Source organism: Psychrobacillus sp. FSL K6-1415, from assembly GCF_038003185.1.
Taxonomy (GTDB): domain Bacteria; phylum Bacillota; class Bacilli; order Bacillales_A; family Planococcaceae; genus Psychrobacillus; species Psychrobacillus psychrodurans.
Window position 1 is genome coordinate 2,581,762 of record NZ_JBBOOQ010000001.1, and the last position, 12,521, is coordinate 2,594,282.

The window sequence follows — 12,521 nt, forward strand, 5'->3', positions numbered from 1 at the left end:
TTAAGCCTCATTATTTTTTTTAATATAAAACTTCACTAGTTCTTCTAATATTTCATCTCGTTCAAGCTTTCGAATCATATTTCGTGCATCTTGATGGCGAGGAATATAAGCTGGATCACCTGACAATAGATAGCCTACAATTTGATTGATAGAATTATACCCTTTTTCTTCTAGTGCAGAGTGAACTTGGATCATAACATGTTTTACTTCTTGTTCCATCGATTCTTCAGGGAAATTAAATTTCATCGTTTTATCAAAAGAGCTCATGATCAGCACCTCGCTTTCCATTTTTAATGAATAAACTAATGTATCTATTGTATTAGTATACCCTATTTTGGAAATAATTTAAACAGATTTAATATATTCCAACACAGAACTTAATGCATTTTCTAGTTTACTTGCATCTTTAGCACCAGCCATGGCAAAGTCCGGTCGTCCTCCACCTTTACCTCCGCATTGCTCTGCTACTAGTTTGACGATATTTCCAGCATGATAGTTCCCACCAACTATATCCTTTGTTACTCCTGCAGAAATCATTACTTTATCCCCATCAACTGCACCTAAAACAATGACTGCTTTTTCAAGCTTTTGTTTTAAATCGTCCATCATTTGACGTAATTGGTTATTATCTTTTGCATCTACTTTTACAGATAACACAGTTACATCATTTACTTTTTGTGCTGATGATAGGACAGAAGAAGCTTGGCTATTTGCTATTTTTGCAGAAAGTGACTCATTGTCTTTTAGTACATTTTTTAGCTCTTGTAATGTTTGCGAGACCTTATTCACTAAATCTTTTGGCTGTGCCTTCAATAAGTTTGCTGCTTCGCTTAATATATGTTCTTCTTCTTTGACTATTTCATAAGCGCCTTTACCAGTTACAGCTTCAATACGTCTAGTACCTGCCCCGATTCCACTTTCTGAAAGGATTTTAAAGAATCCAATTTCTGAAGTGTTCTGAACGTGAATACCGCCGCATAGCTCTAATGAGAAATCTCCCATTTTTACTACCCTTACAATATCACCATATTTTTCGCCGAATAATGCCATTGCTCCCATTTGTTTTGCTTCGTCAATATTATGAAAACCAGTAACTACCGGGATATTATCCCACACTTTTTCATTAACTATACGCTCTATTTGTTCAAGTTCTTCTGTTGTAACTTGTCCAAAATGAGAAAAGTCAAAACGTAAACGATCAGGACCAACATAAGAACCAGCTTGGTTTACATGTGTCCCTAATACATCTTTCAAGGCTTGATGCAAAATATGTGTAGCTGAGTGATTTTTAATCGTATGTCCGCGAAGTGAATTGTCAACAGTTGCCTCTACTTCAGCATCTGTAATAATCTCACCTGACTCAATAACTACTGTGTGCAGATTTTGTCCATTTGGAGCTTTTTGGACATCTTTTACATATCCTTTAAATGTATCATTTTCAATTACACCATGATCGGCAATTTGCCCACCACTTTCAGCGTAGAAAGGTGTTTTAGTTAATACTACTTTCACTTCCTCTCCTTCATGAGCTGATTTAACTAATACTTGATCACGAACTATTGACGTAACTTGAGTAGATATACTCATCGTGTCATATCCGATAAATTCACTTTCATCATGTAGATTTCCAAATACTTCGGATTGCACCTGCATAGAATCTATATTTTGTCTTGCGGCACGAGCGCGCGAACGTTGTGCTTCCATTTCCGACTTAAAGCCATCATGGTCAACAGTCATGTTTGCTTCTTCTGCATATTCTTCCGTTAATTCAATTGGGAAACCATACGTATCATATAGTGTGAATGTTGTAGTTCCGGGGATGTAAGATTCACCTTTAGCTTGTTGTTCTTCAATAACCTTTTCTAATATAGCTAAACCATCATGTAATGTTTCATGGAATCGTTCTTCTTCAGTTTTAATAACACGCATGATGAAATCCTGTTTTTCTGTTACTTCTGGATAGAAGTCTTGCATAATTTTCCCTACAACTGGAACAAGTTCATGTAAAAATGGCTTTTCAATTCCTAATTGTTTTGCAAAACGAACTGCTCTACGAAGTAATCTTCTAAGGACATATCCTCTTCCTTCGTTTGACGGTAATGCACCATCTCCAATTGCAAATGCAACTGTACGAACGTGGTCAGCAATTACTTTAAATGCAGTATCATCGACTTCATTTGCACGATACGACTTTCCAGAAATCTGTTCTGTTTGGCGAATAATTGGTATGAATAAATCAGTATCAAAATTTGTTGGAACATCTTGTACCACACTAGCCATACGCTCCAGACCCATGCCAGTATCAATATTTTGTTTTGGTAACGGTGTGTACGTATTATCTGGATTATGATTAAATTCTGAGAACACTAAATTCCAAATTTCTAAATATCGTTCATTCTCTCCACCTGGATATAATTCAGGGTCGTTCATATCATTTCCGTAGCTTTCTCCACGATCATAAAAAATCTCCGAGTTCGGACCACTTGGACCTTCTCCAATATCCCAGAAATTACCTTCTAAACGAATAAGTCTCTCTTCTGGAATTCCGATTTCATCTTTCCAAATATTATATGCTTCTTCGTCCTCTGGATGAATTGTAATAGATAATTTTTCTGGTTCAAAAGCAATCCATTTAGAATCTGTTAAAAACTCCCAAGCATAATGGATCGCTTCTTTTTTAAAGTAGTCGCCAATAGAAAAGTTCCCTAGCATTTCAAAGAAAGTATGATGTCTAGCTGTTTTTCCAACATTTTCAATATCGTTTGTGCGAATAGATTTTTGTGCATTCGTAATACGAGGATTTTCAGGAACAACACGCCCGTCAAAATATTTTTTTAATGTTGCTACACCACTGTTGATCCAAAGTAATGTTGGGTCGTTGATTGGTACAAGTGGAGCTGAAGGTTCCTGTGAATGTCCTTTTTCCATAAAAAAGTCTAAATACATTTGTCTAATTTGAGCACCTGTTAATTGTTTCATGTTTAGTTCCTCCTAATGATTTGTATTTGTGATTGGTAGACGTTGATAATTTTAATATTCAGACCGGCTTTCGGTAATAAAGATTTTGTTCCGTTAAAGGGAGCCTAGATAGAAATTTCTATACGAATATGAGCAGCCGCACGCTACGCTAGCTTCTAAACATGGAAGTGCGTTGTAACGGAAATCAAAAGTATTACTTTACTTCACTAAAGCCAAAACAAATAAAAAAAGCCCTCTTCCCTAAAAAAGGGACGAAAGCTGTTGTTTTCGCGGTACCACCCTAGTTACACAGTAGAATTCTACTATGTCTCTCAAGAAGCCTTAACGCGGCCAGACGACAGGTTTTAACTGCATTCAAGAGTAGCTTTCCTATATGTTAGATCAGTGAATTCTTTCAGCCAAGGAATCCATCTCTATTCAGCTAACAATTAGTACTTTCTCCGTCAACATTTTACTATATGCAATTGATTATAAAAAACAAATTGCTTTGTGTCAATTGTCTGTATCCATAAATTGATACGGATTGACACCATTCATACCTACTAGAGGATCTATCATATGATAATTTTCAGCAGTTAGATAGGTGACGTCCTTTTGAGTCACTTCCGATTCTTTAACTATTTCTTTTCCCTCTTGTTGCCCTGATTCTTCTACATTGGATAAACGTTCTTTTAAAGTAGTCAATCTTTGAAGATCATCAGTTCTTTCTACTCCAAACTTAAATACTTCTGGATCCCCACATAATATAAGAAAGTTTTTAGCTCGTGTTATTCCTGTATAAAGTAAATTTCTTCTTAACATCTTCATATAACTTCTTGTTATAGGCATAATAACCGTTTGAAATTCACTACCTTGTGATTTATGAACTGAACAGCAATAAGCTAAAGTAAGCTGATTCAAATCATTTTTTTCGTATGTTACTTCATTTCCATCAAAAGAAACTACTAACATTTCTTTTTTCTCGACTGTTTCAGCAGCTCTGAAAATACTAATGACTTCCCCCATATCTCCATTAAACACGTGGCTCTCTGGTTGATTGACTAGTTGAAGAACTTTATCCCCAATACGATAAATAGTTTCACCAAATACCATTTCTTTTCGCTTTCCATCTGTATTCGGATTAACCATTTCTTGAATCATTTTGTTAAGCGCATCAATACCGGCCGGGCCTCTATACATAGGTGCTAAAACTTGCATATCACGAATGGATAGTCCTTTGGATAAAGCACTTTTTAATACTTGTTCTACTACTTTCGGAATTTGTTCGGTAGAAGCCTTAATGAATGAACGATCCTTTGTCTTGTCTAATAGAGATGCCGGAACCATCCCTTGCTTCATCTCATGGGCAAGTTCAATAATCGAGGATCCCTCTGCTTGGCGATAAATATCCTTTAGTTCAACAGTTGGAATTCGTTTAGAGGCGAGTAAGTCCTTTAATACTTGCCCTGGTCCTACTGGCGGAAGTTGATCTTGATCTCCAACAAAGATCACTTGCGCATCTTTCGGAATAGCTTTTAATAGTTGGTGTCCTAACCATGTATCTAACATAGATGTTTCATCAATTATAATTAGTTTGCCTTCGATTTCTTTACCTTCGACGTCTGCATCTTCTTGACCAGTAAATCCTAACAATCTATGAATAGTCATAGCAGGTAATTCTGTCGATTCACTTAGGCGTTTAGCAGCTCTACCAGTAGGTGCGGCTAATACTACAGGGAATGGTTTCTTGTCCTTTATCCATTCCTTCGGATCTAACGAAAGTCCATGTAGTTCTGCATATAGTTCGACAATCCCTCGTACTACGGTTGTTTTACCCGTACCAGGACCGCCAGTAAGTAATGTAACGCTTGCATTTAACGCTGTCTCAATTGCATTAATTTGTGTCGGGGCATATTGCACTCCTAAGCGTTCTTCAATACTTCCAAGATGCTTTTTCATCTCAGCTAATGGAAATTGATGATGTGTATCATTTTCAGCTAGGAGAGTTTCTATTTTAGAGCCAATTCCAACTTCGGAATAATATAGAGAAGGAATATAAAAACGATTCACTTCCCCGACTATCCGACTTTCTTCTGCAAGTTCAATGCAGCATTTACTAATTGCCTCATACGGAATTTCCTCACGCTGAGCAGTTTCTAATAGCTTTTTAACTGATTCTAATAATTGCTCTGCATATAAAAATACATGACCTTCTCCTAACGAAGCAGTTTGAAGGAGGTGATATATCGCTGCCTTGATACGATCGGGGTGGTTTCCTTGAATACCTAATTTATAGCCAAGCTCATCAGCTCGAACAAAACCTACCCCCTCTACTTCTTCAATAAGACGGAATGGGTTTTTAGTAAGTACGTTGAGTGTTTCTTCTCTATAAGCTTGATAGATTTTCATAGCGATTTGAGGTCCAAATCCCCACTCATTAAGTTGAATCATCACTTTTTCTAAGCCTAAATTTTGTTCTAAAACCGCTCGTAATGTTTGTTTTTTTTCTTCAGCAAGACGTGGAACTACATCTAACGCTTCGGGATCATCCAAAATTTTGTTAATAGCATTTGGTCCAAGTTTTTTTACAATTTGTTCTGCAGTTTTGCGACCAATACCTGTGAACATATCGCTCGAAAGATAATGAATAATTCCTTGCTCCGTCGCTGGCACTTCTTTTTGGAACGTTTCCACTTGAAATTGAACACCATATTTCGGATGGTTTTTAATATACCCAATAAATTTATACGCCTCTTCTAGTACTAAAGGAGGGAAGTAACCAGATACAATTATTTCTTTGTCTATGTATGTAGTGTTTGTGGATTTGATTTTTAATTTTATGATAGAAAATAAGTTTTGAGGATTATGAAAAATGGAAACGATAGGACGACCTGTAATAAATTGTTTTTCATTATTTATATCGTTGGTCATACTACCGCCTCCAAAGTTTCATTAATTGCGTAGAGAAATCATGTCGTACACATAGCGTGCCTGATCATAATTAGGTTGAAGCGTAAAGGCTTCTTTTAAATGAGATAATGCAGCCTCTGTATTAGATGTAGAAACAGCATATAAAACACCTAGATTGTAGTGTGCATCTGCATTTTCTGCATCTGCATCTACTATTTCTTTGAATACTGGTTCTGCTTGTTCGAACATTTCTAAGCTTGCGAGGGCAATTCCATAGGACAATTTTACCTGGTTATCCTCAGGAGCCAGTTCATAAGCTCTTTGAAAATATGGAAGTGAAAGCTTTGTTAAATTTTCTTTTTCAAGACTCTTCCCAAGCATATAAAATGCGTCTGGACCTTCAATACCACTAGCGATTGCTTTTTCATATAACTTTGCAGCTTCCTCAAATCTCTCAGCATTATAGTATAAATTTGCAAGACTATAATAAGCTGTTGCTGCACCCTCGTCTAATGTAATTGCTTTTTGGAAAAACTTCTCTGCCCGCTCATCTTCATTCATTGACGACAAAAGATTTCCAAAATTAATATAACCGATTGCCTCATCCGGATTTTCTTCAATTGCTTTCGTAAAAAGCTCTACTGCTTTTTCGTAATCTTCTTCTTGTATAGCTTGAATTCCTAATTCATTGTAGTTCATGTTATTACCTCCAGTTATCCAACATAATCCAGTTTAAGCCCATCTTTGAAAACTTCATCAATTGTAGCTCCACCTAAACATTCATCACCTTGGTAGAATACAACTGCTTGTCCTGGTGTAATAGCACGCACTGGCTCGTCAAATATTACTCTAACTCGATTTGTATCTATTAACTCCACAAGTACACCAACGTCCTCTTGGCGATAACGAAACTTTGCTGTTGCTTGGAAAGTTTGTGGTTTTTCTATTGTTGTTGTAAAAGATAAATCGGTTGCAGTTAGGCTAGTCGAAAACAATGCATCATTGTTTATATTTTGCCCAACTAGAAGTACATTTCTGTCCAAGTCCTTCCCGATAACGAACCAAGGATCACCTGAACCTCCAATTCCAAGACCATGTCGTTGACCAATTGTATAGTACATCAGTCCATCATGCTGTCCCATAACTATTCCATCCATTGTTTCCATAGCACCTTGTTGCGCAGGAAGGTACTGACTCAAAAATTCTTTAAAGTTTCTTTCACCAATGAAACAAATACCGGTAGAATCTTTTTTCGTCGCAGTAGCAAGTCCTTGCTCTAATGCAATTTCACGAACTTTTTTCTTTTCTAAATGCCCAATTGGAAACATTACTTTTTCTAATTGTTCTTGATTTAATTGATTCAAGAAATAAGTTTGATCTTTATTATTGTCTCTTCCACGCAGCATACGAGTTTGTCCATCACGAACTTCTACCTGTGCATAGTGACCAGTTGCCAAGTAATCTGCTCCTAATGCTAAAGCATGCTCTAAAAATGCTTTAAATTTAATTTCCTTATTACACATAACATCTGGATTAGGAGTTCGTCCAGCTTTATACTCATCTAAAAAATATGTGAAAACCTTATCCCAATATTGTTTTTCGAAGTTTACAGCGTAATATGGAATTCCTATTTGATTGCAAACTTTTATAACGTCCTCATAATCTTCTGTGGCAGTACACAAACCAAATTCGTCAGTGTCATCCCAGTTTTTCATGAAAATGCCTATCACATCATAACCTTGTTCTTTTAGTAAATAAGCTGCAACAGAGGAGTCTACCCCTCCGGACATGCCAACAACTACTCTTGTATCTTCTATTTTTTTCATCCTTATCACTCTTTTCACTTAGATCTTTAACTTCACCGTAATGATTTCAAACTCTGGCCAATGAAGTTAAACCTTTAGCGAGTTTGAACTATAATACTATTTTGCTTATTTTATAAGCCGCTTCAATCACTTGCTCTTTTGTATTGTTTAATCCAAAGCTAAATCGAACCGAATTTCGTAACTCTGGTGTGTTTTCTCCATACATTGCTACGAGTACATGAGACGGATCAATTGAACCAGCAGTGCACGCAGATCCACTAGATGCATCAATTCCTGCTAAATCTAATTGCACTAAAAAAGTTTCCACATCTGTATTAGGGATACTTATATTTATAACATGTGGAAGAACAGATTCATGCGAACCATTAACTTTAAAAGGAACACGAAGTCTCTCTAATTCGGTTAAGAAAACTTGCTTTAACTGATTATAAGTTAGAATGCCCTCAGTAATAACTGTTTGTTTCAATTGAACCGCCTTTGCAAAAGCAACAATAGCAGGCACGTTTTCAGTACCTGCACGTTTTTTTCGCTCCTGCTGTCCTCCGTAAAAAATCGGCTTAAGGTTAACACCTTTACGTTGATATAAAAAACCAATCCCTTTAGGGCCGTTTATCTTATGGCTTGAAACACTTAGTAAATCGATATAAGCTGTTGTGACGTCTATTGATAAGCTACCAAATGCTTGAACAGCATCCGTGTGGAAATAGGCTGGGTGATCTTTCAAAAATTCTCCAATTTCAACGATGGGTTGAATAACCCCAACCTCATTGTTAGCATACATAATAGAAACTAAAATAGTATCTTCTCTTAGTGAATTTTTCAAGTCATTGATACTGATCAATCCATTTTTATCTACCGAAAGATAAGTTACTTCAAAACCATCTTTTTCAAGTTGCTCACAAGCATGTAGTACAGCATGATGTTCAATCTGAGTTGTAATTACATGCTTACCTTCATTCTTCCTAGCATAAGCAGTTCCAAAAATAGCATAATTATCTGCTTCCGTACCTCCGCTAGTAATAGTAATTTCCGTTTCATGTGCCCCAATACTTTTAGCTAAAATTGTTCTTGCATCATCCACTTTCTTTCTTGCTTTTCTTCCTGTCTGATGGATGCTAGATGGGTTTCCGAACTCTTCTTTCATTTCAGCTGTATAGACTTGGATTACTTCTTCGGACATAGGTGTTGTGGCTGCATGATCCAAATATATTCTAGTCATTTTAAACTCCTTATATATAAAACATATACCCAGTGTTCTCTGGATCTTCTTCTGTATATTTTGCAAGGTCTTCTATCGTAGTGGTGTCTAATACATTTTTGACAGCATCTCTAATACGCATCCAAAGTTCACGCTGCGACGGTGCTTCGTCTTCAATCCCTTCAACGATTTGAATAGGACCCTCTAAAACTCGAATAACATCACCTGCAGTAATTTCGTCTGGTGTTTTTGATAGCATATAACCACCGTAAGCACCTCTTACACTCTTTACAAGCCCTGCATTTCTTAGAGGAGAAACAATCTGCTCTAGATAAGCTTCAGACAAATTATATTCCGCAGCAATTTGACGGAGGGCAATCGGTCCTTCCCCATATTGCTTCCCTAAAGCCACTATTATCGTTAAACCGTATCTTCCTTTTGTTGAAAATTTCAAAATAATTCACCTCATAAGATTAAAAAAATTCTTTCCCTAGTATAGCATAATTACATACTATATCGACTTCAAAATGACTTTTCAGGCAATCTTCTATATAATAAAAGAACAGATGTACGAAATAAGGAGTGATCATTTTGCAAAATGAACCTTTAGCATATCGGATGAGACCTCAAACTATAGATGAACTAGCTGGACAACAGCATGTTATCGGAGAAAACACCGCATTGTATAAAATGATAAAAAACGGACATGTACCATCAATGCTATTATATGGCGATCCAGGAGTTGGCAAAACCTCTCTTGCATTTGCCATAGCGGGTACCACAAAGCTACCCTTTGTTGCATTGAATGCCACTAAAGCTGGGAAGAAAGATGTGGAAGATGTAGTAGCCGATGCACGTATCAGCGGGAAAGTCATTCTATTTCTAGATGAGATTCATCGTTTCAACAAGTTACAGCAAGATACATTGCTACCTCATGTAGAAAATGGATCGATTATATTAATCGGAGCAACAACTGAAAATCCCTATCATGATGTAAACCCAGCAATAAGATCACGTTGCGGTGAAATCAAACAACTTAAAAGACTAACGACTGATGACATAGATTTACTTTTAATAAGAGCGTTAGAAGATGAAATAAAAGGTCTTGGTCAGATGAAAATTCAAATTAGCGAGGATCAAAGAAAATTAATAGCAGATGCAGCTAATGGTGATGCACGAAAAGCTCTAACCCTATTAGAGTCTACTATTTTTGCAAGTTTTGAAGAAAATGGGATCACTATTGTAGAGGATTCAATCTTAAAAAGTCTCGTTGATAGGGTCGGGGTTTTTGGGGATAAAAAAGGATCTCACTTTTACAACTTACTTTCAGCATTACAGAAATCAGTCCGTGGCAGTGATACAGATGCGGCACTATATTATTTGGCGCACCTTTTGGAAAACGGCGACTTGGTAGCTGTTTCTAGAAGGTTACTGGTAATGAGTTATGAGGATATAGGGCTAGCTAACCCATCTGTTGGTCCACAAGTACTAGCAGCTATTCAATCCGCAGAACGATTAGGATTACCGGAAGCACGAATACCTTTAGCCAACGCTGTAGTCCTTATGTGTTTATCGGAGAAGTCCAATTCTGCATACTCCGCTTTAGATGCTGCAATTGCAAGTATACACCAGGGGAAAACTGGTGATATTCCAAGTCATTTAAAGGACACGCATTATGCAGGAGCAGCTGATTTAGGTCATGGTGGTTATATATATCCACATGACTATAAAATCGGCACATTTGGTGGCTGGGTCAATCAAACCTACTTGCCAGATAATCTTGTGGGTTCTATTTTCTATAAACCGATTGAAGCTGGCGAAGAAAAAAGATTGGCAGCTATCTACACGCGATTAGAGAATTTTAAAAAAGAAAAGTAATAAGAAAAACCAGGTAAAAAAAGCCCGGTCCTCTAAAAAAATTGTAGATATGCCGTTGATTTCCGCTCCGAGTGGACGCTTTCCGTGGGCACGGCTTCAGCCGCTTCCCTTGCTCCTGTGCAAGCTCGTCGCAAAAAAGATTTTCGCTACGCTCAGTCCAGGGTCTTCAGCTCGCGCTGTTCCCACCGGAGTCGCCGCTCTGCGCTCCAATCAATTAGATCCACTTTATATAGCGGATAATTTAATTTAAAATCGCCTAAGTATAAGTGTTTTATTCTAAAATAGGTAACGCTGATAGGGAATCAGATCATAGAAAATCTACTTTTTTCTTCCTTCCATCCAGAATAATATCTCTAAATAAAAAGACGATTCTATCCCTACACTAACTGGGACTACTCTTATCATCTAGGCGAGAGGCTATTCTAAATTTTATCATGCAGTACTACTCACTTAATTGATTGTAGTGAAATGTGGCGACTCCAGCCGGATTAGCGAGAAAGTCGAGACCCCGTAGGAAAGAAGAGTAGCTCCTGACTGAGGAGGCTCGGTCTCGCCCGCGGAAAGCCTTCCACATGTAACGGAAATAAGTACTATTATTCATTCTTAAAAGTCCCATGAACCACGTGTTCACGGTACATTTTAATATACTTTCTGTCTATTAAAAAAATCCAGCACCCTTGAAAAGGGACTGGATTTTTTATGGTTTAAACACCCATCTTACGTCTTGTGTTACTCACTTTTTTAGTCTGTTGGCTTTTCATTTTCTGATTTCCAGTAGAACCGTTAAGGGAAGTTTTACCACCTGCAGATTGATTCTTTTTCTCTTCGAGCTTTTGCTTAACAGCTTCTTGAAGTGTCATTTTCTTTTTAGGTGCTTCTTGGTTATTTGTTTCAGTCATTGTAATCCCCTCCTCGCTTATAAATTTAGTATAAATCATCAGGAAAAAACTTCAAGTAATTACTGTACTCGATTAATATGAATATCCTTCGAGATGTCGTTTATAACCCAGCTAGCACATATTAAACCAACTGTTGAGGGAACAAATGCGTTTGAAGAAGGTGGCATTTTAGCTTTTCTAATAGCTGCTTCTGGTTTACCAACCGTTCCAACTACGTCCTCTCTAACTACAATTGGGCTCTCGTCTGAAAATACAACTGGAATTCCTTTGGTAATGCGGTCTTCCTTGCGTAGCTTTGTACGTATAACTTTTGCAATCGGATCCGTATGTGTTTTAGATATATCAACAATCTTAAAACGAGTTGGATCTGTTTTATTTGCAGCACCCATACTTGAAATAATTTTTATATTACGTTTTAAGCATTCTTTCATTAAATGAATTTTATAAATGATTGTATCAGATGCATCGATAACATAATCTATATTCATCGCAAAAAATTGCTCATATGTTTCTTCCGTATAAAACATATGCATATCTATTACTTCACATTCAGGATTAATGTCGGCAATTCGTTCTTTCATCACTTCTGATTTTGAACGTCCAATCGTTGATATATAAGCTACTAACTGACGGTTTATATTAGTAATGTCTACATTATCTTTATCTACTAAAATAATTCGACCAACACCACTTCTTGCACAAGCTTCAGCTGCGAAAGATCCGACTCCACCTACACCCAATATAGCAACAGTAGTACCTTTCAATAGTTCTATTCCTTCTTCACCTATTGCAAGTTCATTTCTAGAAAATTGATGTAACATAAAAACACTCCATTTAAATCAGATTAGTTGA

Annotated in this window: 10 protein-coding genes and 1 other annotated feature; of the genes, 1 reads left to right on the top strand and 9 read right to left on the bottom strand. The window is 36.9% G+C overall.

The window, feature by feature from the left end; all coding sequences use genetic code 11:
• The 7 genes from MKY60_RS12235 to cymR form a co-directional block, all read right to left on the bottom strand.
• A complete protein-coding gene (locus MKY60_RS12235; protein WP_090563918.1) occupies positions 1-267 on the bottom strand; it encodes an IreB family regulatory phosphoprotein in 267 nt (88 codons plus the stop codon).
• 78 nt (positions 268-345) lie between these two features.
• Positions 346-2,979 carry an alanine--tRNA ligase gene (gene alaS / locus MKY60_RS12240; RefSeq protein WP_340930003.1) on the bottom strand — a complete coding sequence of 878 codons (2,634 nt, stop codon included), beginning with the start codon at positions 2,977-2,979 and terminating at the stop codon, positions 346-348.
• Between the two features lie 244 nt (positions 2,980-3,223).
• Positions 3,224-3,435, bottom strand: a binding site (T-box leader).
• Between the two features lie 36 nt (positions 3,436-3,471).
• On the bottom strand, positions 3,472-5,889 hold the full coding sequence (recD2, locus tag MKY60_RS12245) for an SF1B family DNA helicase RecD2 (RefSeq protein ID WP_340930004.1): 2,418 nt from the start codon (positions 5,887-5,889) through the stop codon (positions 3,472-3,474).
• 21 nt (positions 5,890-5,910) lie between these two features.
• Positions 5,911-6,567 carry a tetratricopeptide repeat protein gene (locus MKY60_RS12250; RefSeq protein WP_093496146.1) on the bottom strand — a complete coding sequence of 219 codons (657 nt, stop codon included), beginning with the start codon at positions 6,565-6,567 and terminating at the stop codon, positions 5,911-5,913.
• Between the two features lie 14 nt (positions 6,568-6,581).
• Entirely contained in the window at positions 6,582-7,694 is a 1,113-nt protein-coding gene (mnmA, locus tag MKY60_RS12255; protein WP_093496147.1) for a tRNA 2-thiouridine(34) synthase MnmA, read from the bottom strand.
• 88 nt (positions 7,695-7,782) lie between these two features.
• Positions 7,783-8,913 carry a cysteine desulfurase family protein gene (locus tag MKY60_RS12260; RefSeq protein WP_340930006.1) on the bottom strand — a complete coding sequence of 377 codons (1,131 nt, stop codon included), beginning with the start codon at positions 8,911-8,913 and terminating at the stop codon, positions 7,783-7,785.
• Positions 8,914-8,923: 10 nt separating this feature from the next.
• Entirely contained in the window at positions 8,924-9,346 is a 423-nt protein-coding gene (gene cymR, locus MKY60_RS12265) for a cysteine metabolism transcriptional regulator CymR (protein ID WP_093496149.1), read from the bottom strand.
• Between the two features lie 137 nt (positions 9,347-9,483).
• Here cymR and MKY60_RS12270 point away from each other — a divergent pair, with 137 nt between their 5' ends.
• A complete protein-coding gene (locus MKY60_RS12270) occupies positions 9,484-10,770 on the top strand; it encodes a replication-associated recombination protein A (RefSeq protein WP_241596592.1) in 1,287 nt (428 codons plus the stop codon).
• A 704-nt stretch (positions 10,771-11,474) separates the two neighbouring features.
• Here the strand turns inward: MKY60_RS12270 and MKY60_RS12275 are convergent.
• Together MKY60_RS12275 and MKY60_RS12280 are read right to left on the bottom strand one after the other, a co-directional pair.
• Positions 11,475-11,669, bottom strand: coding sequence for a hypothetical protein (locus tag MKY60_RS12275; RefSeq protein ID WP_090563934.1), 195 nt, complete (start codon positions 11,667-11,669; stop codon positions 11,475-11,477).
• A 59-nt stretch (positions 11,670-11,728) separates the two neighbouring features.
• Positions 11,729-12,490 (bottom strand): tRNA threonylcarbamoyladenosine dehydratase, encoded by a 762-nt coding sequence (locus tag MKY60_RS12280; protein WP_090563936.1) that lies wholly within the window; start codon positions 12,488-12,490, stop codon positions 11,729-11,731.
• Between the last annotated feature and the right edge of the window lie 31 nt (positions 12,491-12,521).

Coding starts and splice junctions, on each gene's coding strand:
- MKY60_RS12235 (WP_090563918.1), bottom strand. CDS start 267: ATGAGCTCTTTTGATAAAACGATGAAATTTAATTTCCCTGAAGAATCG.
- alaS (WP_340930003.1), bottom strand. CDS start 2,979: ATGAAACAATTAACAGGTGCTCAAATTAGACAAATGTATTTAGACTTT.
- recD2 (WP_340930004.1), bottom strand. CDS start 5,889: ATGACCAACGATATAAATAATGAAAAACAATTTATTACAGGTCGTCCT.
- MKY60_RS12250 (WP_093496146.1), bottom strand. CDS start 6,567: ATGAACTACAATGAATTAGGAATTCAAGCTATACAAGAAGAAGATTAC.
- mnmA (WP_093496147.1), bottom strand. CDS start 7,694: ATGAAAAAAATAGAAGATACAAGAGTAGTTGTTGGCATGTCCGGAGGG.
- MKY60_RS12260 (WP_340930006.1), bottom strand. CDS start 8,913: ATGACTAGAATATATTTGGATCATGCAGCCACAACACCTATGTCCGAA.
- MKY60_RS12275 (WP_090563934.1), bottom strand. CDS start 11,669: ATGACTGAAACAAATAACCAAGAAGCACCTAAAAAGAAAATGACACTT.
- MKY60_RS12280 (WP_090563936.1), bottom strand. CDS start 12,490: ATGTTACATCAATTTTCTAGAAATGAACTTGCAATAGGTGAAGAAGGA.